At 60.7% G+C, this 23,550-nt stretch carries 25 protein-coding genes; 11 read left to right on the top strand and 14 right to left on the bottom strand.

The annotated features are described in order from the left end of the window. Positions 1-531: 531 nt before the first annotated feature. Positions 532-978 (top strand): hypothetical protein, encoded by a 447-nt coding sequence (locus FHX15_RS07815; RefSeq protein WP_184395196.1) that lies wholly within the window; start codon positions 532-534, stop codon positions 976-978. Between the two features lie 95 nt (positions 979-1,073). Here FHX15_RS07815 and FHX15_RS07810 read toward each other — a convergent pair whose 3' ends face one another. Next, complete coding sequence (locus FHX15_RS07810) at positions 1,074-1,784, bottom strand: glutathione S-transferase family protein (RefSeq protein WP_184395371.1); 711 nt, start codon at positions 1,782-1,784, stop codon at positions 1,074-1,076. Between the two features lie 202 nt (positions 1,785-1,986). On the opposite strand from FHX15_RS07810, the gene FHX15_RS07805 reads away from it, so the two are divergent. Beyond that, positions 1,987-2,418, top strand: coding sequence for a DoxX family protein (locus FHX15_RS07805; protein WP_184395194.1), 432 nt, complete (start codon positions 1,987-1,989; stop codon positions 2,416-2,418). A 71-nt stretch (positions 2,419-2,489) separates the two neighbouring features. Here the strand turns inward: FHX15_RS07805 and hisG are convergent, their stop codons facing one another. The 3 genes from hisG to hisS all read right to left on the bottom strand — a co-directional run bounded on the left by hisG (position 2,490) and on the right by hisS (position 6,001). After that, positions 2,490-3,185, bottom strand: coding sequence for an ATP phosphoribosyltransferase (gene hisG / locus FHX15_RS07800; protein ID WP_184395192.1), 696 nt, complete (start codon positions 3,183-3,185; stop codon positions 2,490-2,492). Then, complete coding sequence (locus tag FHX15_RS07795; RefSeq protein ID WP_184395190.1) at positions 3,182-4,303, bottom strand: ATP phosphoribosyltransferase regulatory subunit; 1,122 nt, start codon at positions 4,301-4,303, stop codon at positions 3,182-3,184. Before FHX15_RS07795 ends, hisG begins: the two co-directional genes overlap by 4 nt. 174 nt (positions 4,304-4,477) lie before the next feature. After that, positions 4,478-6,001, bottom strand: a complete 1,524-nt coding sequence (gene hisS / locus FHX15_RS07790; RefSeq protein ID WP_184395188.1) for a histidine--tRNA ligase — start codon at positions 5,999-6,001, stop codon at positions 4,478-4,480. A gap of 135 nt (positions 6,002-6,136) precedes the next feature. Between hisS and FHX15_RS07785 the strand changes: the two genes are divergently transcribed. From FHX15_RS07785 to FHX15_RS07775, 3 genes are all read left to right on the top strand, one after another. Further along, a complete protein-coding gene (locus tag FHX15_RS07785) occupies positions 6,137-6,895 on the top strand; it encodes a hypothetical protein (protein ID WP_184395186.1) in 759 nt (252 codons plus the stop codon). Between the two features lie 40 nt (positions 6,896-6,935). Next, complete coding sequence (locus FHX15_RS07780) at positions 6,936-7,301, top strand: hypothetical protein (protein ID WP_184395369.1); 366 nt, start codon at positions 6,936-6,938, stop codon at positions 7,299-7,301. 71 nt (positions 7,302-7,372) lie between these two features. After that, positions 7,373-7,732, top strand: coding sequence for a DUF305 domain-containing protein (locus FHX15_RS07775; protein WP_184395184.1), 360 nt, complete (start codon positions 7,373-7,375; stop codon positions 7,730-7,732). A gap of 49 nt (positions 7,733-7,781) precedes the next feature. Here the strand turns inward: FHX15_RS07775 and FHX15_RS07770 are convergent, their stop codons facing one another. Next, entirely contained in the window at positions 7,782-8,831 is a 1,050-nt protein-coding gene (locus tag FHX15_RS07770; protein WP_184395182.1) for an aldo/keto reductase, read from the bottom strand. Positions 8,832-9,072: 241 nt separating this feature from the next. Here FHX15_RS07770 and FHX15_RS07765 point away from each other — a divergent pair, with 241 nt between their 5' ends. Beyond that, entirely contained in the window at positions 9,073-9,777 is a 705-nt protein-coding gene (locus tag FHX15_RS07765) for an HAD family hydrolase (RefSeq protein WP_184395180.1), read from the top strand. Positions 9,778-9,882: 105 nt separating this feature from the next. Here the strand turns inward: FHX15_RS07765 and FHX15_RS07760 are convergent, their stop codons facing one another. Beyond that, complete coding sequence (locus tag FHX15_RS07760) at positions 9,883-10,371, bottom strand: hypothetical protein (RefSeq protein ID WP_184395178.1); 489 nt, start codon at positions 10,369-10,371, stop codon at positions 9,883-9,885. Next, positions 10,368-10,997: a DNA-3-methyladenine glycosylase I gene (locus FHX15_RS07755; protein ID WP_184395177.1), complete on the bottom strand. Its 630-nt coding sequence runs from the start codon at positions 10,995-10,997 to the stop codon at positions 10,368-10,370. Before FHX15_RS07755 ends, FHX15_RS07760 begins: the two co-directional genes overlap by 4 nt. Positions 10,998-11,207: 210 nt before the next feature. On the opposite strand from FHX15_RS07755, the gene FHX15_RS07750 reads away from it, so the two are divergent. The 3 genes from FHX15_RS07750 (at position 11,208) to FHX15_RS07740 (ending at position 13,567) form a co-directional block, all read left to right on the top strand. Further along, on the top strand, positions 11,208-11,960 hold the full coding sequence (locus FHX15_RS07750; RefSeq protein WP_184395175.1) for a L,D-transpeptidase: 753 nt from the start codon (positions 11,208-11,210) through the stop codon (positions 11,958-11,960). Positions 11,961-12,094: 134 nt separating this feature from the next. Further along, a complete protein-coding gene (locus FHX15_RS07745; RefSeq protein WP_184395173.1) occupies positions 12,095-12,766 on the top strand; it encodes a L,D-transpeptidase in 672 nt (223 codons plus the stop codon). Between the two features lie 120 nt (positions 12,767-12,886). Next, positions 12,887-13,567 (top strand): outer membrane protein, encoded by a 681-nt coding sequence (locus tag FHX15_RS07740; protein WP_184395171.1) that lies wholly within the window; start codon positions 12,887-12,889, stop codon positions 13,565-13,567. 20 nt (positions 13,568-13,587) lie between these two features. On the opposite strand, the gene FHX15_RS07735 is transcribed toward FHX15_RS07740, so the two are convergent. The 4 genes from FHX15_RS07735 to FHX15_RS07720 form a co-directional block, all read right to left on the bottom strand. Beyond that, the gene (locus FHX15_RS07735; RefSeq protein ID WP_184395169.1) at positions 13,588-14,028 is read right to left on the bottom strand and encodes a hypothetical protein; all 441 of its coding nucleotides are present in this window, start codon (positions 14,026-14,028) and stop codon (positions 13,588-13,590) included. A 50-nt stretch (positions 14,029-14,078) separates the two neighbouring features. Then, the gene (gene glcF / locus FHX15_RS07730; protein ID WP_184395168.1) at positions 14,079-15,389 is read right to left on the bottom strand and encodes a glycolate oxidase subunit GlcF; all 1,311 of its coding nucleotides are present in this window, start codon (positions 15,387-15,389) and stop codon (positions 14,079-14,081) included. A 224-nt stretch (positions 15,390-15,613) separates the two neighbouring features. Further along, positions 15,614-16,813: an FAD-binding protein gene (locus tag FHX15_RS07725; RefSeq protein ID WP_184395167.1), complete on the bottom strand. Its 1,200-nt coding sequence runs from the start codon at positions 16,811-16,813 to the stop codon at positions 15,614-15,616. Continuing rightward, on the bottom strand, positions 16,810-18,249 hold the full coding sequence (locus FHX15_RS07720) for an FAD-linked oxidase C-terminal domain-containing protein (protein WP_184395166.1): 1,440 nt from the start codon (positions 18,247-18,249) through the stop codon (positions 16,810-16,812). Before FHX15_RS07720 ends, FHX15_RS07725 begins: the two co-directional genes overlap by 4 nt. A gap of 137 nt (positions 18,250-18,386) precedes the next feature. Between FHX15_RS07720 and FHX15_RS07715 the strand changes: the two genes are divergently transcribed. Then, positions 18,387-19,283 carry a LysR family transcriptional regulator gene (locus FHX15_RS07715; protein ID WP_184395165.1) on the top strand — a complete coding sequence of 299 codons (897 nt, stop codon included), beginning with the start codon at positions 18,387-18,389 and terminating at the stop codon, positions 19,281-19,283. A 9-nt stretch (positions 19,284-19,292) separates the two neighbouring features. On the opposite strand, the gene FHX15_RS07710 is transcribed toward FHX15_RS07715, so the two are convergent. Continuing rightward, on the bottom strand, positions 19,293-20,144 hold the full coding sequence (locus FHX15_RS07710) for a LysR family transcriptional regulator (protein WP_184395164.1): 852 nt from the start codon (positions 20,142-20,144) through the stop codon (positions 19,293-19,295). Between the two features lie 103 nt (positions 20,145-20,247). On the opposite strand from FHX15_RS07710, the gene FHX15_RS07705 reads away from it, so the two are divergent. Next, positions 20,248-21,234 carry a zinc-dependent alcohol dehydrogenase family protein gene (locus FHX15_RS07705; protein ID WP_184395163.1) on the top strand — a complete coding sequence of 329 codons (987 nt, stop codon included), beginning with the start codon at positions 20,248-20,250 and terminating at the stop codon, positions 21,232-21,234. Between the two features lie 54 nt (positions 21,235-21,288). Here FHX15_RS07705 and FHX15_RS07700 read toward each other — a convergent pair whose 3' ends face one another. After that, complete coding sequence (locus tag FHX15_RS07700) at positions 21,289-22,446, bottom strand: adenosylhomocysteinase (protein WP_184395162.1); 1,158 nt, start codon at positions 22,444-22,446, stop codon at positions 21,289-21,291. A gap of 91 nt (positions 22,447-22,537) precedes the next feature. After that, the gene (locus tag FHX15_RS07695) at positions 22,538-23,416 is read right to left on the bottom strand and encodes a LysR substrate-binding domain-containing protein (RefSeq protein ID WP_184395160.1); all 879 of its coding nucleotides are present in this window, start codon (positions 23,414-23,416) and stop codon (positions 22,538-22,540) included. Between the last annotated feature and the right edge of the window lie 134 nt (positions 23,417-23,550).

Below are 23,550 nucleotides of genomic sequence, written 5' to 3'. Positions count from 1 at the left end.
GAGCGTTTCAACCAGCCGCTGGCGGCGACGTTTTGGTTCGAAGCTTTCGCGAAGCTTGCGCACTACAATATTTTCCAGCCGCGGGAGATTCTCCATCCGGGCCCTCTAACTTACGAGATTGCATGCTACGGTGTGGGTGGAACCGTTTCCACAACGCAAAAATGATACTTTTTACGACAGGAATTAGTGAAAAACGCGCAATTTCCTCCCAAATCCCGATCATAACGTCGACCTAACGCCCCGGAAAAAGCCGTTGCCGTTTGCGCAAAAGCTCCTATAAATCCGCGCTGCAATTGACGTTCGCACCGGACGCCTAAAGACACTGTGCATGAACATTCGGGCTTTCGAAGGTCTCCGCCAAGATACGAAAGTAAACATTGCGGGAGGTATTCGAGCGGCGACCATCAAAGGCGCGGCCGAGCAGCTGTTCCTTCGAGACGCAGCACAGGCATGATGCCTGGCGCTACATGATCCTGTTTCTTTGTGTTTGCCGAGTGTGGCAGGGGAGCCGCACCCGAACTGGGGAACGCCTTGTTTAAGATCGCCAAAGCCAATGCTGCCGCACCCTTGATGCCCGGCTCGCTGGACTACAACAATCACAATCACGACATGTTGGCGCAGTTTTCCGTCTCCGAAAGCTGGATCGGAGATTTCTCGACCGGAGTCATCAGGCTCGGAGAGTGGAGCGCGATGCTGCACGGCCTCTCGGCGCAGGAATGCGGCCTTTTGAGCCTGGTGCGCTGCTATGACGCCAAAGACCGCAACCATATTCTGCAGCTCTTCGAACAGGCGGCGACGCTTTCTTCATCCTTCTGTTTTTCAACGACCATCGTCATGCCGAACGGCCTCCGCCAGCCGCTTTTCTGCATGGGGGAATCCAACGGTCTGGAAGAAAAGTACAGCGGCAGCATGGTCGGCGTTTTCATCTTCCCGCGCTTCAAGCTGGAAGGCGCCGGCCAGATCGCCAGCCGCCAGTAACTTGCCTGCACGAGCATGAGAAAAGGCCGGTCCTGCGACCGGCCTTTTCTGCTTCACCCCTTTTGTTCTGGCGCAATTCCGGGCCTGAAACGTGTTCAGACCGGCTTCACCGGAATATTGAGGCCTTTCTCGCTTGCCGGACGGGCGATGCAGCGCTGCAACCAATCCATGACGGCAGGGAATTTCGCGTAGTCTAGGATCTCGCGACCGCCATAAAAGATGTCGGCGCCGCGAATCCACGGGAAGGTGGTGATATCGGCGATGGTATATTGATCGCCCATGATCCACTGGCGGCCCTGCAGGCGGCTTTCCAGCACGCCGAGCAGGCGCTTTGCTTCGTCACGATAGCGTTCCACCGGATAGGAATTGTTGGCGACCTTGTCTGCGGCAAATTTGTGGAAATGGCCGAACTGGCCGAACATCGGGCCGATGCCGGCCATCTGGAAGAAGACCCACTGGATAGTTTCGTAGCGGCCGGCGGCATCCGCCGGGATCAGCTTGCCGGTCTTTTCCGCAAGATAGAGCAGAATGGCGCCCGACTCGAAAAGCCCGATCGGTTTTCCGTCCGGACCGTTGGGATCGATAATTGCCGGGATTCTCCCGTTCGGATTCAGCGAGACGAATTCCGGCGTCTTCTGATCGGTGGCCGCGAAGGAGACATAATGGGGTTCATAGGGCAGAGCGAGCTCCTCCAGCGCCACCGATATCTTCACGCCGTTCGGTGTCTGCAGGGAATAAAGCTGGATTATATCTGGATTTTTCGCCGGCCAGCGGCTGGTGATCGGAAATACCGATAGGTCCATCAGAGTTCTCCTTGGGTGAGGCGGCGACCATAGAAGACGCCCACCCCGCAAGGCAAGTCACCGCATCGTTTCATATTAGTGAACAAACTGTCCGCTGGCGTTTATCTTTCCCTGATCGCAGAAAAAGGCGAAATAGGAGGCATTCGAGGTCCAACATGGTGCAGGGGCATCAAGACCTCCAAAGTCGTTCAACGGAGCAACGTCCATGTCGAATACGAACAACGTCCTCATCCTTCTTGCCCGCATCCTCCTGTCCTTCATGTTCATCCTTGCCGGCTTCGGCAAGATAACCGATGCTGCCGGTACTGCAGGCATGATCGCCGGTGCCGGCCTGCCGGCCGCTACCCTGTTGGCCTATGTCGCAGGCCTCTTCGAACTGCTGACCGGCCTTGCAGTTCTCACGGGCTTCCAGGTGCGCATCGTTGGCTGGCTGCTTGCCGGTTTCTGTGTCTTCACGGCCGTTGTCTTCCACCTGCCCTACGCAAGCGGTGCGGAACTCGTGAATATCCTCAACCAGATCATGGTCATGAAGAACATCACGCTGGCCGGCGCGTACATCCTGCTCGCCACAGTCGGTGCCGGTGCCTATTCGATCGACGCACGCCGCCGCGGATTGCAGGCCGTCGCTGCCCGCTAATTCCATCTCCTCCCAAACATGCAAAACCCGCCGTCTTCTGACGGCGGGTTTTGCATGTTCAGTAATTCCATTCAGAGAACCGAGCGGACAGCCTCGATAATCGCCGCTACGGCGGGCATATCGGCATGGGCGTCCTTGCGGGCGCGCACCAGGCAGGCTTCCGAATGCAGAATGACGCCATCGGAGAGCACCTTAAGGTGGTTGGCGCGCAGGGTGGAGCCTGTCGAGGTAATATCGACGATGATATCGGCCGAACCTGAAGCGGGCGCTCCTTCCGTAGCGCCGAGGCTTTCGACGATACGATACAGTTGAATGCCGTGCTGACTGGAGAAAAACTGCTGCGTCAGACGCCAGTATTTCGTGGCGATCGCCAGCCGACGGCCATGACGGGCACGAAAATCGGCAGCGACGTCAACGAGATCGGCCATCGTATCAACGTCCAGCCAGATTTCAGGCACGGCGACGACGACATCGGCGTGGCCGAAGCCGAGCCGGGCGCAGAATTCGACCCGCTTGTCAGCTTCCGCAAGGCCTTCGCGCACGAGGTCTTCGCCGGTGACACCGAAATCGATCGAGCCGTTGCCGAGCTCGCGTGAAATTTCCGAGGCCGAGAGGAAGGCGATCTCCACATCGTCCCAGCCTTCGACGCGGCCGCGATAGGAGCGCTCATTGCCGACGGCATGGATTTTCAGGCCGGCGCGCTCGAAGATATCAGAGCAGTCGTCCTTCATGCGGCCCTTGGAGGGAAGCGCAATGGTGATCGTCATGCGGCTGCCCTTTCGGTTTCGATACGGTCGAGCCAGAGAGAGAAGCCGACGGCGGGAATACGGTCCTTGGCGCCGAGGAAAGTCATCAGTCTGTCGAAACGGCCGCCACCGGCCAGTACCGCCGAGGAGCCCTCGACCATCACCTCGAAGACGAGGCCGGTATAATAATCGAGCGGCCGGCCGAAAGCGGCACGGTATTCGATAAGCGAGAGATCGACGCCGGCATTGAAGAGCGCTGCAACACGGCCATCGAAACGCGCCAGTGCATTGCCAAGCTTCAGCCCGGCTGCATCAGCGAAATGCGAGAGGGCGGCGGACGCGTTGACGAGCGGCACGTTCAGAGACAGGAACTGCTCCAGAACCTGGAAGGCCGCGTCATCCAGCCGGGTCTCGGCGAGAACGAGCTTTTCCTTCAGCCGCCGGGCGATCTCCTGCGGCGAGCGGCTGGCATTGGTGGAATAGCCGGTCGCCTGCATCGTCTCGTCGATAAAGGCGATCAGCGCCTTCTCGTCGTCCTGGCCAACGAGGCCAGCGACCTTGTCGTCGAGGCCGGTCACGAATTGCGGGCTGACGAGCCTCGCCAGCAGGCTCTCCAGCTGGATCATGTTGCCAAAGGCGTGGATCAACCGCTTCTGCCAGCCGAGCGGCAGGCCGAGCGCTTGCACGACGGCTTCGAACACGGACTGATCGCCGATGGTGACGGAGAGCTGCCGGCCGGGCAGCAGGCGGGAAAGTATACCGACGGCATCGCCGATCGCGCGAGCGTCGGCGCTGGCGAGATTGATATCGCCGAGGTCTTCGATGCCGGCCTGATAGAATTCATTGCTACCATCGCGGCGCTGGCGGAAGACTTCGCCGAGGTAGGAATAACGCTTTGGCGTGCCCGTGGCGCTCTCGATATGACGCAAACAGACGGGAATGGTGAATTCCGGGCGCAGGCAGAGGCTGGCGCCGGTCTCGCTTTCCGTCATGAAGATGCGCCGGCGAAGATCTTCTCCGGCGATATCGAGAAACGGTTCGGCCGGCTGGATGACCGGCGTGTCGATGCGCTCCGCCTTGCGAGCGGAGAATTCGTCCAGAAGCTCGCCGGAGAAATCAGGGAGGTTGATCAGGGGCATCGTTGTGCTCCTGGGTAAAGTCCCCTCCCCAACCCCTCCCCACAGGTGGGAGGGGCTAACTTGGAGCGCTCGCCCCACGACATCAGATTCGTTGAAGCGGAGGCAAACGTCGCCTTTGGCAGGCCAGTGCCGCGGTGAGCCCCTCCCCCTTGTGGGGCGGGGTGGGGGAGGGGTCTACTGCGCATTCGCAGCCCTCTTCCGGTCCTCCGCCTGGGCGGCGAGGATTTCCTTCACTTTGGCGACGAGATCGGTTTCCGCAACGGTTTCCTGCGCCACACGCGCCTCGCGCCAAGTCGTGTTGTCCTCGATCTCGCCGGAGAGGCGCTTACCCTCGATCAGATCCTTGATCTGGACAACGCCCTGAGCGCGCTCGTCGCCACCCTGGATGATGGCGATCGGGCAGCCGCGGCGGTCGGCATATTTCAGCTGGTTGCCGAACTTCTTCCAGTTGCCCTGGAACATTTCCGCGCGGATGCCGGCTGCGCGAAGCTCCTGCGTGAAACGCTGGTAGCGGCCCATGGCCCCGACATCGCCATCCATGACGGTGACGAGAACAGGCTCGATAATGTCCTGCTGGCCAAGCTTGCCGAGATTCTTCAGCGCCGTCATCAGTCGCGAGACGCCGATGGAGAAGCCGGTTGCCGGGACGGGCTGGCCCATGAAGCGGGAAACGAGACCGTCATACCGGCCGCCGCCGCCGACGGAGCCGAAGACGACCTTCTCGCCCTTTTCGTTGGTGACGTCGAAGAGCAACTCGGCCTCGTAGACCGGGCCAGTATAATATTCGAGGCCGCGGACGACAGAGGGATCGATCTTGATGCGGTCGGACTGGTAGCCGGCGCTGGTAACCAGCGCGCCGATGAAATTCAGCTCCTCGACGCCTTCGACGCCCTTCTCGGTGCCGGCGACCAACTCGGCGAGCCGGGCTGCGCTTTCGGCATAGTCTTTGATGCCGACGAAGAACAGCACCTTCTCGATCTGGCTCTGGTCAAGGCCGGCACCCTTGGTGAAGTCGCCGGATTCATCCTTGCGGCCGGGGCCGAGCAGCAGGGCGACGCCTTCAGGGCCGAACTTGTCGAGCTTGTCGATGGCGCGCAGCACGTTGAGGCGCTGACCGGCCTTGTCGTCGCCGCCGAGGCCGATTGCTTCGAGCACACCGTCCAGAACCTTGCGGTTATTGACGCGGATCATATAGTCGCCGCGCTTGATGCCGAGCGCTTCCAGCGTATCCGACATCATCATGCACATTTCGGCATCAGCCTGGACGCCCGGTGCGCCGACTGTGTCGGCATCGAACTGCATGAACTGGCGGAAACGGCCTGGACCCGGCTTCTCGTTGCGGAAGACGTAGCCGGCGCGGTAGGTGCGGTAGGGAAGCTGGATCTCGTTGAAATTCTCGGCGACGTGACGGGCGAGAGGCGCCGTCAGGTCGTAGCGCAGCGACATCCACTGGTCGTCATCGTCCTGCAGCGAAAAGACGCCCTCGTTCGGGCGGTCGCTATCGGGCAGGAACTTGCCGAGGGCATCAGTGTATTCAAGCAGCGGCGTTTCGACCGGATCGAAACCATAATGCTCATAGACCTTGCGGATCTTCGCGGTCATTTCGTTGACGGCGCGGAGATCGGCTGCGGAGCGGTCGACGAACCCGCGCGGAAGGCGGGCCTTGAGCTTTTGCGGTTTCTTCTGCTTGTCGTTCATTTCGGGGGATTTCCACATATGTGACAGTGGCGGTTTCCTAGCGGATTGGGCGGGGAGCGGCAAGGGCAAGGGTCTTGATATGGCGACCAGAATCGATGGATCGATGCGGAAACGACCTGTCATCAGGATATATCAATGATCGCGGAAGCCCTGCAGTATCTCGCCACGTCAGCGCTTACGGGCAGCCAGCACCGCCGCTATATCCGCTATTCGGTCAATCTCTGGTCCCGCGCGAGCCGCTGCAGCAAGGACTGGGCCTCACATGAAGCGAATTGCAAGGATGCAGTTCGCGCCGCGATATCAGGGCTCTCGCAGCGGCGGACTGCCGTGGTGCTCGGCTCGGGATTGCTCAAAGATGTGCCGATCGAGGATCTGGCTGAGAGCTTCGACACGGTGGTTCTTGTCGACCTCGTGCATCTGGTGTCAGTGCGCCTGCGGCTGAAGGGCAAGCGCTATCGGAACGTGCGACTGATCGAGCGCGATCTCTCTGGCTATGACGACCTGAAGGCGGGTCGTGACCCAGAACCGTTCGGCTTCCTGCGCGGCGTACCCTATCTCGATTTCGTCGTTTCCGCCAATTTGCTCTCGCAGATCGGGCGTGGCGTGAAACGGCAATTCGAAACCGAAGTCTCATCCGGAATGCCGGCCGATAGCGTCGAGAGGCTGATCTCGGCGCATCTTCAAGGGCTGGCTGACCTCCCCTGCCGTACCTGTCTGGTAACCGACATTTCCTATGCCGTCATTGATCGCACCGGCAAGGTGCACGAGGAAGCCGATCTGCTGCATGGCGTGGCGCCACCCGAGGCCAAGGCTCGCTGGGACTGGCCGGTTGCGCCCCTCGGTGAGGAAAGCCGCGACTATCAGATCGTTCATAAGGTCATTGCTGCGTGGTGAGGCGCTTGGCTTTTCGTTTGTACCTGCCTATGTTTTTCGCATGCGCGCTTTGGCTCTTATCGCGATGTTCTTCGGCTGGCTGGTTTACAGCACCATGTCCGCATGGGCAGGCTGTCCGACCTGCGCGTCGATGAGCATGGCCGTTCAGGCCGAGGCTGGCTCGCCGCATCATCACGCCGATGGCATGAACATGGCCGAGGTGGCAGCCAAGGCCAATTCTGCGAAAGATCCGTGCGCCACGGGTATCGCCCATATGCCGCTCTGTGCGGCCTGCATGGTTCTGCCGGTGGCCGATCTGTTTGCCGACGGCGGCAAACATGTTTTCGCCTATCCATCTCCGGCGCTCGATCGTGCGCTGAGAGACACCAAACCCGCGCCCCAGGCGCCGCCTCCCCGTTTCATCTGACCGATCCTTCTCGCAGAGCGGCAGCCGCAGGCTGCTACCCAACCTATTGTCAGACAGAGGAAGGAATACTCATGTCTCTGAAATTGATCGCACTTTCCGCCACTATCGCCTTTGCTGTGCCGGCCTTGGCCGAGGATATGCAGGGCATGGATATGGCCAAGCACATGGGCGGCAACGGTCCGTCCAGCCAGGCTTTCACCGAGGCCAATGACAGAATGCACAAGAACATGATGATCGAACTCAGCGGCAATACCGACGTCGATTTCGTCCGCAGCATGATCCCTCATCACCAGGGCGCGATCGACATGGCGAAGATCGAGCTGCAATACGGCAAGGATCCAAAGATCCGCAAACTTGCTGAAAGCGTCATCAAGGCCCAGGAGGCGGAAATAGCTGAGATGAATGCCTGGCTAAAGGCACACGCCAAGTAAGCTTTCGCAATGCAAGGGCCGCCGTCGTCGACGGCGGCCCTTCGCTCAATCAGGCCTTCGGTTCGAAATCGGCCGGGCGGCGGCCGGCAGCCTGGCGGGACAGCATCCAGCCCGGATATTCCGCAGCCAGAGCACTGACCTCGTCGAGGCGCTTGATCTCGTCGGCATCGAGCTTCAGTTTGACGGCGGCAAGGTTCTGGTTGAGCTGGTCGACACGCTTGGCGCCGATTATGACAGTTGTCACAAACGGCTTGGCAAGGATGTAAGCCAGCGCCACGGTGGCGACGCTCACGCCACGTTTTTCAGCAATCTCGCGCATGACGGCAACGCAGGCCCAAGCCCGGTCCTTGTCGACGGGCGGGAAGTCGAAATTGGCGCGGCGGCCTTCGCCATTGCCCGGTGCGCCCGGGCCATACTTGCCCGAGAGCAGGCCCCCTGCGAGCGGCGACCAGACCATGAGACCGAGCTTTTCTTCCTGCAGCAGAGGCACGATATCGCGTTCGAGGTCGCGGCCGGCAATCGAATAATAGGCTTGTACGGTCTCAAAACGGGCATAGTCCTTGCGCTCGGAAATGCCGAGCGCCTTGGCGATGCGCCAGGCCTGCCAGTTGGACACGCCGACGTAACGCACCATGCCGCGAGAGACGAGATCATCGAGTGCGCGTAGCGTCTCGTCGATCGGCGTAACCGGATCGGTGGCATGGATCTGATAGAGGTCGATATGATCCGTCTGCAGGCGCTTCAGGCTGGCTTCGACGGAATCCATGATATGACCGCGCGAGGCGCCACGATCATTCGGCTTGTCGCCCATGACGCCATAGACCTTGGTGGCGATGACGACATCCTTGCGCGGAACACCGAGATTCTTCAGCGCCTGGCCGAGCAACCGCTCGGATTCGCCAAAGGAATAGACGTCTGCGGTGTCGATGAAATTGACGCCGGCATCCAGCGAGCGCTGGACGATTTCATCGGCGACCTTCTGATCGACATCGGCGATGGAACCCCAGATGGTGCCTTCCTTGGCTTCACCGAAAGTCATAGTGCCAAGGCAGATTTCAGATACGAAAAGTCCGGTATTTCCGAGTTGATTGTAACGCATGTCGAGAAATTCCCTTGTGTCTGCCGCAATAGGGGCTTGCGGACTGCTGAACTCTATTTTTTGATTATTGGCCTGAGCGTGACAGGCACAGCCGGGGCTGGCTGCAAGGTGAGGCAACCTTCATGTAGGTCTCCGGGTCGCGCTTTTCAATGGAACACGGCCTCGTTCAAACCAGCAGCAACGCCCTTGTCTCGACACAGGCCGGGAATAGATTGCTTGCCGTATTTTTAGAGGTGCGCATATGACCGCCCGACCATTGACCACGATCGGTTTCGACGCCGACGATACGCTCTGGCAGAACGAACATTATTACCGGCTGACGGAAGAGCATTTTAGCAGCCTTCTTGCCGATTTCGCCGATGGAGCAAAGATTTCCGAGCGGCTTCTCGAAGCGGAGAAACGCAACCTTGCCCATTACGGCTTCGGCATCAAAGGCTTTACACTGTCGATGATCGAGACGGCAATCGAGATCACCGAGGGCAAGGTGCCGTCGAGCGTGATCTCCAAAATTCTCGATACTGGACGCGATCTTCTATCCCATCCGGTCGAGACCCTGCCGCATGTGCGCGAAACGTTGGAGACGCTCGCGGGGAAGTATCTGCTGGTGTTGATAACCAAGGGCGATCTTTTCGACCAGGAGCGCAAGCTTGCCCAGTCCGGGCTCGGGGACTTCTTCGACGCAGTCGAGATCGTTTCGGACAAGACGGCCGTCACCTATCGGCGCATCTTCTCCAAGGTCGGCGACGGGCCGGAGCGGGCGATGATGGTCGGCAATTCGTTGAAGTCCGATATCGTGCCGGCCATTGCCGCCGGAAGCTACGGCGTCTTCGTGCCGCATGAGCTCACCTGGGTCTTGGAGCGGGTCGAGGAACCGAAGGACGCGCCGCGCTTCCGCAAGATCGATCATCTTGGCGAACTGCATGGGTTGATCGACGGATTGCACTAAAGCGTGTGGCGATCTTTCAGGTTCGCTTTCCTCGCTTTAAGCGTTGTTTTCGCATGTCGTCACCGCAAACCGCTGCACACATTTGCGCAACATGCTTCAAGCGAACTATTTCCGCTTCGGAAAGAGCGATGGCCGCTCTTGCTGGGCGGGCGCCGGCTGCAAAGGCTGGGGCGCAGCGGCAAGTGGCTCAATCAGAATACTGTAGGGTGCGCCCAGCCCGCGACGGGGCGAGACCTTGGAATAATAAGGCCGCAGCAGCCAGGTGGCGTTTTCCCTGATCGTCGTTTCGTAGCTTGAGCCGTCCTCGTCGGTGCCGAAGAAGGCCTCATCATCGGGTTTAGACAGATCGAAGATCGCAAGAAAAGCGAATTTGCTCTTCGTCTCGAAACTGATCTTCACATGCTGGCCGGTACGTACGGGCAGCGTATAAACATGGCTGTTGCCGAACTTGGTCCAACCTTTCAGCTGCATGGTCACGGCTGGAAACTGCAGCTTTTCAAGCTTTTCGCCGGGATCGAGCTGCGGCGTTTGCGCCAGGGCTGCAGAAGCGGAAAGAAGCAGCGCTGCGGCAAGCATAATAATCGACGACTTCATGGACGTACCAATGCTGCGCGCATCGCCTCCACTTCCGCACGGCAGAAGCAGCCTTCGAGATGATCGTTGACGAGACCCATTGCCTGCATGAAGGCGTAAACTGTGGTCGGCCCGACAAAGGTCCAGCCGCGCTTCTTCAAATCCTTTGATATCCTGACCGACGTTTCAGTCGTCGGGTTGGCAACGAGATGTTCGCGATCGACGATATCTGGCCGATCCTCGGGACGTGGTTCGTAGCTCCAGAAATAACGAGCCAGAGAGCCGAATTCATTCCTCAGATCGATCGCACGCCGCGCATTGTTGATCGTCGAGACGATCTTGCCGCGATGGCGAATGATGCCGGCATCGGCAAGACAGCGGGCAATGTCCTCGTCGCCGAAGCGCGCCACTTTTTCGAAATCGAAACCGGCGAAGGCGGCGCGGAAATTCTCGCGCTTGCGCAGGATCGTCAGCCAGGAAAGGCCGGACTGGAAACCTTCGAGGCAGATCTTTTCGAACAGCCTGATATCATCGGTCACCGGTCTGCCCCATTCCTCATCGTGATAGCGCAGATAGTCAGGCAGATTCGCATGCCAATGGCAGCGGCTCCTGCCGTCTTCGCCTGTTATAAGGCCGGATTCGCTCATATTTTCGTCTCGTATTTTGCTTGCGAACCCGGCTTTACCATTTGCAAACCTTCTTTCCAAACCCAACGGTAACCCTGACGAAAAGTTTATCCCGTCCTTCGCCCTTTAATGAATCCGCATTTACCATTCGCTGGCGGACGCGATGGCAGCATGACCGCAGGCGGGCAATTCCGCCAGCGCATTTTCGGTCATTTGTAGAGAGTTCGTCCGATGATGAAACCCCTTATTCTTGCCGCAGCCATGCTCGGCATTCTGTCCACGGCCGCCCTTGCAGACGACCGCTATGCCAACCGCCCGCCCGTCGTGCTCAGCCCCGATCTCACTGCCCCCTGGGTCAACCAGCTCGGCGGCGGCTCGGTTCGCCCCATCGTCTATCAACGGCCGGTCATCGTGCAGCAGCGTGGTCTCTTCCAACCGCGCCGCACCTTCATGCAGCGTACGCCACAACCGGCGCCACAGACGGTTTCGGCCGTCCGTCCTGGCATTCCCGTCATCCGCGGGCAGGTCGAGCCGCAGTTCCTGCCGCAGATCATCGACTATGACACAAAGGAAAGACCCGGCACGATCGTCATCGATACCAATAATCGCTTCCTCTATCTCGTCATGGAGGGCGGCAAGGCGCGTCGTTATGGCGTCGGTGTCGGCAAGCCAGGTTTCGAATGGGCGGGCGCGCACACGATCACCCGCAAATCGGAGTGGCCAGACTGGACGCCGCCGTCGGAAATGGTGAGCCGCGAAGCTGCCAAAGGTCACTATCTTCCTGCCCGCATGGATGGCGGTCCGGAAAATCCGCTCGGCGCCCGCGCCATGTATCTCGGCTCCACACTTTACCGGATTCACGGCACCAACGCTCCCTGGACGATCGGCAGCGCCGTCTCCTCCGGCTGCATCCGCCTGCGCAACGAGGACGTGGTCGACCTCTACGATCGGGTTAAAGTCGGCACCCGCGTCATCGTGATGTAAAGGCCAAACAAAGCCCGGCGGGCGGCAAGAACAGCCGCCTGCCGAACTGCAAAAAACCGCGTCTCACCTCTCCGACTTGAAATTCAACCCGATTTGACTAGCCTTACGCGGTCCTGAAGGAGAGGGTATCGAAAATGAAGCAGTTTCTTAGGCTCGCAGCGGCGGCTGCCGTTGCGCTGTCCTGTACAGTTGTGACCGTCAGCGCGGAACCGGTCATGACGGCAACCGACGCGGTGCGCGGCGTCAAGCAGACCCACGAGATCAAGCCGCAGTTCCGTAAGCGCGTGGTTCGTCTTGCCACCAGCGAAAAACCTGGCACTGTTATCGTCGACACCAACAACAAGTTTCTCTATCTCGTCGAAGGCAACAACCGCGCCACGCGTTATGGCATCGGCGTCGGTCGCGACGGCTTCGGCTGGTCGGGTGTCGTGACGGTCGGACGCATGGCCGAATGGCCGAGCTGGACGCCGCCGGCCGAGATGCGCGCCCGTGAAGCCCGCGAGGGCCACAATCTTCCGGCCGTGCAGCCCGGCGGCCCAGACAATCCGCTCGGCGCGCGCGCCATGTATCTCTACAAGGGTGGCCACGACACGATATTCCGTATTCACGGCACGAACCAGCCCTGGACGATCGGCCTCAACATGTCATCGGGCTGCATCCGCATGATGAACGACGATGTTGCGCATCTCTACGACCGCGTTTCGATCGGCACCAAGGTCATCGTCGTCGGGCCTGGCAACAAGCAGGGCAATGTCGCCTTCCAGGACAAGGGCATTGATATACTGCGCACCATGTTTGGCGGATGAGCAACACTTTTCGGAAAAATGAAGGCGCATTCGGATGCGCCTTTTTTATTTTTGAGATTTTAAGGCAGAATTCTGCCAGAGAATCGATCAGATAATTTTCTGGTATTCCGGGGATATTCAATGACATCTGCGTTGCGTCTTTCCACCACGCTTCTGGGAGGCATCGCGTTTTCGGCGATTGCATTGGTGGCTGGCACGGCTTCGGCCGAAGATCTGGAGTTTTCCATCTACGGTGGTTACCAGACCGCGCCGCACAGCCATGTCGACGTTTCCGACGGAACCTCCTTCAGCGCCGGCTGGGAGGGCAAGTCCTTCGGAAGCCCGCCCTATTACGGCGGCCGCGTGACCTGGTGGCTGGGTGACTTCAACCTGCCGAACTGGGGCGTATCTCTCGACTACACCCATGACAAGGTCTATGCCGACGACGATACCATGGCGCGCACGCCGGGCTGGACGCATTTCGAATTCACCGATGGCTTGAACCTGCTGACGATCAATGGGCTCTACCGCTTTAAGGATCCTGCTCGCCGCTGGACGCCCTATCTCGGTGCCGGCGTCGGTGTGAACATTCCGCATGTCGAAGTCACTCGTCCCCAGGGCACGACCTTCGACTACGAATTCGGCGGCGTGACCTTTCAGGCGCAGGCTGGCGTCGATTTCCGCATCACCGACAACTGGTCGACCTTCGTAGAATACAAGGGCACCTATTCGCGCGTCGACGTTCCGATCGACAGCGGCGATCGCCTGAAGACGAACATCGTCACCAACGCGGTCAACGTTGGTATTTCGTACCACTGGTAATGGGAATCAGAGCTGCGGGCCTATTTCGTACCGCAGCTCACTTTGCCTTCGACGACGAAGAAGCTGGTGCTGCCTTCGACGCGCAAGGCATAAGTGCCGCTGAAATTCGGCGAAGTCTTGCCGTGCTGACCGGCAATAACTGCGAGATCCAGAGACTCGCTTTCACCTTCAGCACCTTCCGTCGCGAAGACCTCCAGACGCAGATCACCATCGCGCGACCAGCGATTCGTCAGATCCTTCGATTCGAGGATCCGCTTGGCGAAATTCTTGGTTTTGCCGGCGTCCTTGAGCATCAGCGCACCACGGAAATGGATCAGCGGGTGGCCGCCTCCATCTGCGAAAGCGCTTTCGAGCGTGAAGCGCACATCCTTGTCGTCCGCAGAACAGAAATATCTGACATCAGCGTGCGCTGCACCAGCCGCGCCGAACAATACGGCAAGCACCATCAATCCACGCCACATGGTCAAAGCTCCTGAGATCGGCCCTGCGATCCATCAATGAATCGGTGCTTTCAGGCTAGCGGCAAATCCCTTAATTTTTCAGGCACAGCGCCCCCATAGGCCCAGTCCAGAAGCTCGACGGTGTGCAGGATCGGGATAGCCGTGCCGGATCCTATCTGGGTCATGCAGCCAATATTGCCTGTCGCGATGATATCGGCCTTGGTCGCCTCGATGTTCTTCAACTTGCGGGCCTTGAGGGCTGCGGAAATATCCGGCTGCATGATGTTATAGGTGCCGGCCGAACCGCAGCAGAGATGTCCCTCGGCCGGATCACGGACCGTAAAACCGGCCGCCTTCAATAGGTGCTTCGGCGCCGTGGTGATCTTCTGGCCATGCTGCATGGAGCAGGCGGAATGATAAGCGACCGTGATGCCTTTCGGCATATGTGCAGGCAGATCGAGTCCAGCCAGATATTCGGTGATATCCTTGGCAAGCGCCGAAACACGCGCCGCCTTGCCGGCATAGGCAAGGTCGAGGCGCAGCATGTGGCCGTAATCCTTGATCGTCGTGCCGCACCCGGATGCAGTAATGATGATCGCGTCAAGGCCGCCGGCCTCCATCTCGCGGGTCCAGACATCGACATTGGCGCGAGCCGAGGCGAGCGCCTGTTCCTCACGGCCCATATGGTGGACCAGCGAGCCGCAGCAGGTTTCACCTTCGGGCACGACGACCTCGACGCCGATGCGAGTCAGCAGCCGGATGGTTGCTTCGTTGATGGCGGGATCGAGAACCGGCTGCGCGCAGCCGGTGAGGATCGCGACGCGGCCACGGCGTTCGCCTTGCGGCTCGTGCCGGCCGGGCCGGGCAAATGGCGATGGCGGCGGAACGCTGCGCGGCGCCAGCGCCAGCATCGCGGCAAAACGCTTCAACGCCGGCCCGCGCATCAGGCCGGCGAAGGGACGACCGATGCGGGCTAGCGTGAGCGCGGCGCGAAACCGTCCGGGATAGGGCAAGACCGCTGCCAGGATGGCACGGGTCAGCCGGTTCATGAACGGCCGCTTGTAGGTCTTTTCGATGTGGACCCGGGCATGGTCGATCAGATGCATGTAGTCGACGCCGGATGGACAAGTCGTTGTGCAGGCGAGGCAGGAGAGGCAACGGTCGATATGGGTGACGACCTCGACGTCGGCCGCGCGGCCATTTTCCAGCATGTCCTTGATGAGGTAGATGCGCCCGCGCGGACTGTCCAGCTCGTTGCCGAGGGTCACATAGGTCGGACAGGTGGCGGTGCAGAAGCCGCAATGGACGCATTTGCGCAAGATCTGCTCGGATTCGGCGAGATGCGGGTCGGCAAGCTGGGCGAGCGTGAAGTTGGTCTGCATTCACGCGATCTCCGCTGTCCCCTTCGCCCCAGCGGGGAGAAGGTGGCCCGAAGGGTCGGATGAGGGGGCCGCACGGCACGTCGTCCGCTGCCCTTCCGCGCTCTCTGCGGGTGAGGCCCCCTCATCCGCCCTGCGGGCACCTTTTCCCCGCTGGGGCGAAGGGGGAGCAAGAGGCGCCATTGTGCGATTCATCAAGCGTCCATATTCCCGAGTAGGCATCTCCATCATCCCATCTTGCCCGGATTGAAGATTCCCGCCGGATCAAAACTCTGCTTTACCCGCCGCGACAGCAAGGCCACCGCTTCCTCCTCGGGATGGAACGCCGATATCCCGGCCCTCGCTTCAGCCGACGCGCGGATCAGCGTCGCATGGCCACCACCGAGCGCCTTGACGAAGCGGCGGACGAGATCGGCTTCCGGATCGGCTTCCATGCGCATCCAGACGAGACCGCCCTGCCAGTCGTAGAAAGCATCGACGCCGGCTTCGAGCCTCAGGGCCGCAACGAGCTGATGGCCGATGCTAGGCGCCATGGAGACGCGCCAGACAGGCCGCGCGGTTCCATCGGCATAGGGTGCCACGTCGCGGATCTCCTGCCAAAGCAGCCGGCTGGCAGTCTGATCGAGCCTGGCGGCCTGACCGAACGCCCCCATCGCCCACAGAAGCTTTGCGGCGCGCGAGTCCACCGAACCCGGCAGGCCCTCGATGCGCAGCGCCGTTGCCTCCCCCTCCGGCAGCTTGCCGGCGAGGAATTTCCAGGTCACCGTCAAAGGCAGGTGGGCAGCACCCGAAACCTCCACAGGCAAAGCCATGGCCGCTGCCATCGCATTTGCGGCCTCGGCATCGTTGAGGCCGGAGATGACGACGGTCTCCTCCGTCTTCGCACACGGCGGTACACGGAAAGTCACCTCGGTCAGGAAGCCGAGCGTGCCGTGCGAGCCGGCGAGCAGCTTCACCAGATCGAGGCCGGTAACGTTCTTCATTACCCGGCCACCGGCCTTGACGATTTCGCCCTTGCCGTTGACGAAGCGGATGCCGAGCAGGCTGTCGCGTGCCGCACCCGCCACGAAACGGCGCGGACCGGAGACGTTGGCCGCAAAGACGCCGCCGATCGTCGGTTCGCCGCAGGTGCCCATCAGAGCGCGATGATCCATCGGCTCGAAGGCGAGCATCTGGCCGTTTCCGGCAAGGGCGGCTTCGACGTCCGCAAGCGGCGTGCCCGCTTTCGCAGTCATCACCATCTCACCGGGATTGTAGGAGACAATGCCGGACAGGCCAGTCGAGCGCAGGCGATCTTTCGCCTCGACCGCATTGCCGAAACCAGAACGCGTATCACCGCCGCTGATGGCGAGCGCCCTGCCCTCTTGCGCATGCGCGCGGATGATGGCCGCGGCCTCCTCTTCGCTTGCCGGTACCAGATCGATCATGCAGCCGAACGCCCCTCGAGCGGGAAGACCTTGGACGGGTTCAGCAGCCATTGCGGATCGAAAGCGGCGCGCGCTGCCATCTGCTGGGCAAGATCGGCCTCGGAATATTGATGGCGCATCAGGTCGCGTTTTTCGATGCCGACGCCGTGTTCGCCGGTCAGACAGCCGCCGGCGTCGACGCAGAGTTTCAGGATATCGTTGCCGGCCGCCTCGGCCCTTGCCGCGTCTTCGGGATCATTGGCATTGAAGAGGATGAGCGGGTGCATATTGCCATCGCCGGCATGGAAGACATTGGCGACGCGCAGACCATAAGAGGCGACGATTTCCGACGTGCGCTGCAGCACGAAGGACAGCTGGCTAAGCGGCACCGTGCCATCCATGCAGATGTAATCGGCGATACGGCCTGTGGCACCAAAGGCGGACTTACGCCCTTTCCAGATGAGCGCCGCCTCGGTCGCCGACTGGCATTCGCGCACCGTCTTGACGCCGTGGGTGCGGGCGATCTCGACAATGCTTTTCAGCATGTCGTCCATCTCCGCTTCCGATCCCTCGACCTCGACGATCAAGAGCGCGCCGACATCGAGCGGATAGCCGGCATGGGCGAAGGCCTCGCAGATCTCGATTGCCGGCTTGTCCATGAATTCGATGGCGACGGGAATGATGCCGGCGGCGATGACATCGGCCACACAGCGGCCGGCTTCTTCCGAGCTTTCGAAACCGAACAGCACCGGGCGGGCGCCCTCCGGCTTGGCGATCAGGCGCACGGTCGCTTCAGTGACGATGCCAAGCTGGCCCTCATGGCCGCAGACGAGGCCGAGCAGATCGTAGCCTGCGGCATCCAGCGCCTTGCCGCCGAGTTCGATCACCGTGCCGTCGGTCAGCACCATCTTGACGCCGAGCAGGTTGTTGGTGGTTACACCGTATTTCAGGCAGTGCGCGCCGCCGGAATTCATGCCGATATTGCCGCCGATGGTGCAGGCAAGCTGCGAGCTCGGGTCCGGCGCATAGAAGAAACCGTCCGCCGAGACCGCTTCGGAGATATTGAGATTAGTCACACCGGCCTGGACGACCGCGCACCTATTGGCAAGGTCGATGTCCAGGATTCGGTTCATCTTCGACAGACCGAGCACGACGGCATCTTCCTGCGGGATGGCACCACCCGAAAGCGAAGTGCCGGCGCCGCGGGGGACGACCGGAATGCCGTAGCGATGGCAATATTTCATGACGGCTGCGACTTCCGCCGTCGAGCGCGGCAGGGCGACGGCAAGCGGCAGGCGACGATAAGACACGAAAGCATCTGTCTCGAAGGGCACGAGTTCGCGCGCTTCGTGGATCAGACATTCGGGCGGCAGGAGATCAACGAGATCGGCGACGATTTCCTTGCGGCGGGCAAGAACGTCGGGGCGCGGAGCGAGAAACGAAATGGCGTCGGACATGGCGTTCTCCCTCGGCCGGCATGACGAAAACCGGCCGCAATTCCTCCCTGTGACCGATCGCTTCGGCTTAGCACTTTCCCGAAACCGGCGCAAATGTTAAGCACTTATGCCGAAAGTGGAAAAAGTTACAGACGCTTATGACCAATCTCGGTGATCTCGAAATCTTTGCCAAAGTCGTTTCCACCGGCAGCATGTCGCTCGCCGGCCGTGCGCTTGGTTTCTCCCCTGCCGTCGTTTCCAAGCGCATCAAGCGGCTTGAAGACCGGCTCGGCACGCGGCTTTTGCAGCGCACGACGCGGCAGATTTCGCTCACCGAGGCCGGCCAGGGCTTCTACGATCGGGTTCTCGGCATTCTGGCGGGGTTAGAGGAGGCGGAATTCTATATTTCCGGCCGCTCCGCGCAGATGCACGGCACGCTGAAGATTTCCGCCCCCACTTCCTTCGGCCGCATGCATATCGCGCCGTATCTGAAAGCCTTCATGGAGGCGCATCCGGAGCTGGCGATCAATCTGGTGCTGACCGATGAATTCAGCGACATCGTCGGCGGCGGCTTCGATCTCGCCATCCGGATCGCGGAACTCACCGATTCCAGTCTCGTGGCGCGGCGGCTGGCCCCAGTGCGCCGCGTGCTCTGCGCCTCGCCTGATTATGTCGCTGCCCGTGGCATGCCCAGACATATCGACGAGCTGAAGCAGCATCGGTGTCTGCCGGCCCATAACAATGACGTCTGGCGACTGGATGGCCCGGATGGCGCGTTCAGCCTGCGGCCCGAGGGCATGCTGACTACCAATTCCAGCGAGGTTATCCGCGAGACGGTCATTGCCGGTCTCGGCATTGCGCTGCGGTCGACCTGGGACATCGGCGAGGAACTGAAGAGCGGCAAGCTGGTGCAGGTGCTGCCGGCATACGAGGGCTCGCACAATGTCACGCTCTCGGCGGTCTATCCAAGCCGGCAGTTCCTGCCTGCCAAGGTTCGGCTGTTCATCGATTATCTTGCCGACCTTTACGGTCCAGTCCCTTACTGGGAGCGCTGAAGCGGACGATTATTGTGCCAGCCGCTCGATGACCAGATCGAGAAGCGCCCTCAGCCGCGCCAGCCGCTTCATATCGCGGTGATAACCAACCCAGGTATCGCGACCCGGCGGCGTTTCGCCGAGATCGACAGGTTCGATGGCCGTAATGGCATCGCCAAGCGGGCGTGGCAGGACGGCAAGGCCGGCGCCTCTAGCACACAGGGTCGCCTGCACATCGCGGTTATTGCTGCGCATGGCGATATCCGCTTTTGGCAACAGCCGCTGCAACCAGCCGACATCGGGCATGCCACCGAAGGCCTCGTCCATGGTGACGAGCCGGGCGCCTCTGCCATCGCCCGCCACAGGATGCGGCAGACCGCGACGGATATAAAGGCCATAGTCGATATGCAGCAGCTTGCGGGAGATGACCTCGGCCTCGGTGAAAGGCGCAATCCGGAAGACGATATCGGCTTCGCGGCGTGAGAGGCTAAGAAGTCGGCTGTCGGTCAGCAGTTCGACGACGACCTTGGGATAGGCAGCAGAGAACTCGGCAAGCACGGGTGAAAGAACATGGGCGCCGAACCAGTCCGATGAAGAAAGCCGCAGCAACCCGTCGAGCTGTCTGCCCTGGCCGGCGAGCTCGCGCTCCAGCCCGAGTGCCTCCTCTTCCATGCGCTCGGCATGGGCAAAGACAGTCGTGCCTTCGTCCGTCAGGACAAAACCATCGGCGGTGCGCTGGAAGAGCGTCTGGCCAAGCGAGATCTCAAGCGCCCGCAGGCGGCGACCCATGGTCGGCTGTGTCAGCCCGAGGCTGCGGGCCGCGGCGCCGAGTGTTCCGAGGCGCGCGATTGCGAGGAAGAGTTTAAGATCGCTCCATTCCAAAGGTCTGGCCTCAAACAAAATTGTATGATCTTCATTCTTTATCTTTCATTTTCATTCATAATTCAATGAGGCATTCTGCGTCCAGCAAACCAAGGAGAGTTCCATGAGCACGATGAAAGCCGCGCTTATCGAAGCACAGAATTCAGAATTCAAGATTGCCGATATCGCGAAGCCATCGACCCAGGCCGGCCAGATCCTCGTCCGCATCAAGGCGGCCGCACTCAATCCGCTGGATCTGAAGATCAGGGCCGGTGAGGCCGCTCATGCCCGTCACCCCCTGCCCGCCATTCTCGGCATCGACATGGCAGGTATCGTGGAAGCAGTCGGCCCAGGCGTCGAAGGCTTTCGCCCCGGTGATGAAGTCTATGGCATGACCGGTGGTGTCGGCGGCCTGCAGGGATCGCTCGCCGAATTTGCGGCCGTCGATGCCGAACTCGTGGCCCTCAAGCCGCGTAATCTCTCCATGCGTGAAGCGGCGGCCTTGCCGCTGATTGCAATTACCGCCTGGGAAGGCCTGGAGGAACGTACGCAGGTGAAGGCCGGGCAAAAGGTGCTGGTCATCGGCGGCGGTGGCGGCGTCGGCCATATCGCCGTTCAGATGGCGGCTGCCGCCGGTGCCCAAGTCTTTGCCGTCGATGGCGGCTCGAAGGCCGAATATATCCGCAGCATCGGGGCAACGCCGATCGACTATGCCATGGAGACGACGGAAGTTTATGTCGGCCGGTATACCGACGGAAAAGGCTTCGACATCGTCTATGACACGATCGGTGGCAAGGGGCTCGACGCCGCCTTCCAGGCTGTCGCCAAGTTTGGCCATGTCGTCACCAGCCTGGGTTGGGGCACGCATTCGCTGGCACCGTTGTCGTTCAAGGGCGCGACCTATTCCGGCGTGTTCACGCTGGCGCCGCTGCTGACGGGTGAAGATCGCGCCCATCATGGCGAGATCCTGAAGCAGGTCGCATCACGCGTCGAAGCCGGCTCGCTGATGCCGAATCTCGACCGGCGGCAATTTTCGCTTGGAGACGTGGACGAAGCCTACCGGCTGCTCGAAAGCCGGCAGGCTGAAGGCAAGGTGGTCGTCGACATCTGACGACCTTCCGCAATTCCGGACGCAAAATCACGATGCACTTTTGCTGAAATTGCTCTAGCGCGCCAGATCGAGGTAGGCGCTCGCAACCATCGCATCGATATCCGCCGGAACCGGCACGAGGCAGGATTCGGCGCCGACGCCGCGCTTTGCGACCCGCTCCAGGCAGCGGGCCTGCAGGGTGAAGCCGAGGTCCATGGATTCCACGGAATTGCCAAGCGGACGCGGGCCGGCCAGGTTGGCCATATGGCCGCCGCCGAGAACGTGGAATGAGCGGCCGTCCTTCAGGTGGAAGGTCTCGATATCATCGGCTTCATAACGGTCGATATCGACAATGTCGGGATGGCTGCGGAAAGCGGCCACATCGATCTCATGCGGGAAATGTCCGCCGTTCATGAGGATTGCGCCGTCCTTGATCAGCGTCAGATCGGCTGCTGTGACGATGTTCGGGAAACCCGTAACAGTGGCGATCACGTCCGCCGAGCGAATCGCCTGTTCGCGGAGCGGCGTGACGAAGCCGTCGAGATGCGCCTCAAGTCTGGTGACGGGATCGATATCGACGACGCTGACCGTCGAGAAGGCATTGCGGAACGCAGTTGCGGTGCCCTTGCCGCAGGCGCCGTAACCGAAGACGGTCACGCGTTTGCCATTGGTGGAACGGTTGGTGAAGCGCATATAGCTTTCGAACAGGCTCTGGCCGACAGCATGCCTGTTTTCTGCGAATTGCTTGATCGGACTGTCGTTGATGACGAGGATCGGCATAGCGAGCTTTTCGCGCATCGGCAGCAGCCGGGTGCGGCCCGAGGTCGTTTCTTCGGTGCCGCCGAGCAGATTGGCATAGGGCTTGTCGGCGGCAATGGCGAAAAGATCGCCGCCATTGTCCAGCAGGAGATCGGGCTTCTCGGCAACGACGGCCTCAAGGCTTTTCGCATGGGCGACTGGATCGGTCGTCTGGGTCGCAAAGACAGTGACGCCATGCGCGCGCAGGAATTCCACGGTTGCCGGCTGCGTACTGTTCAGATTGCCGGTGCAGATCAGCCGCGCCCCGCCGGCCCGCAGGGTCATCAGCAGAGCGGCCGTCTTCGGCTCCAGATGGATGCCGGTGCCGATCGAAAGACCGGCAAAGGGGCGCGTCCTTTTGAGTTCCGCCGCCGTTGCCTTCAGCAGGCGGCAGCTATTACCGATCCAGTCTATGCGTGTCGCAGGTTCTTCCATCTCATGCCCTTTCGTTCCCCTCTGTCCTAGCGAGGCAAAGATAGGACGGGCATGGAGATACTTCTGATGAAAGGGCAGAAAAACTGCTCTTTCAGGACGCGCCGCCTGAGCGCAGCAGCCAGCTGCGGAGCGCCGCGATGGCCGGCCGTTTCGCGTCTGATATCCGGCAGCAGAGGCTGTAGCCGGCAGGCCGACGGATGAAGCCGTAAGGGGCGACCAGAATGCCGCGGGCGAGATCGTCCCCGATCGAGGCTTTCGGCGCCATCGCAACGCCGAGGCCCGCTCGGGCAGCGCCGACAGCCAGAACAATATCTTCAAACTCCCGGCGACGGGAAAAGGCAACAGGCGGCGTGCCACTTTCTGCAAACCATTCCGTCCAGAGTTTTGGCGCGCTGCGGCTGACAAGAATGTTTGATGCCGCCAAGGCCGCAACATCCACTGCAAGCCTGGCGGCCATTGGGGGCGTTGCAACAGGACCGAATTCGTCCTCCATGAAGCGTGTCTCGGCGATACCGGCCGAGGATCTGATCTCGCCGCCCATGATCACCGCATCAAAGTCAGGATGTTGCGACAAGGGTTCGACCACCGTCATCGGCACGATATCGATCTCGATATCACCAAGGCTTGCCTGCATGTCGGCCACACGCGGCATCAGCCACCAGATTGCGAAAGCCGAGGGCACGCCAATACGAATGCGCCGTTTGTCCGCCTCTTCGAATTCTTCGGCGGCGCGTCTCAACATGGCAAGCGCCACTCCTGCTGCCTCGGCAAAGGCGCGCGCCTTTTCGGTCGGAACCAGACTGCGGCCGTCACGCACGAAGAGCTTGCTGCCCAGGTGATCTTCGAGTGTCGATACCTGCTGGCGCACGGCGCCGCGCACCACACCCAGTTCTTCGGCCGCCTTCAGAATGCTGCCGTGACGACAGACCGCTTCGAAGGCGCGGATCGCATTGAGGGGTGGGAGTCTCATGGTTGCCACACTTCGGAAAATGCTGCTGGAACAAATGATCGCGACATTGATTAGGATGCCGGATCGGCCCATATTGTACACCTGCGCAAACGACGCATTCGGGACAGGAAATGGCGGAATTTCCGAACCTGCCG

Source organism: Rhizobium sp. BK650, assembly GCF_014195325.1.
Classification (GTDB): domain Bacteria; phylum Pseudomonadota; class Alphaproteobacteria; order Rhizobiales; family Rhizobiaceae; genus Rhizobium.
Note: the sequence above shows the minus strand (reverse complement) of the source record. Positions and strands in the feature narration are given on the sequence as shown.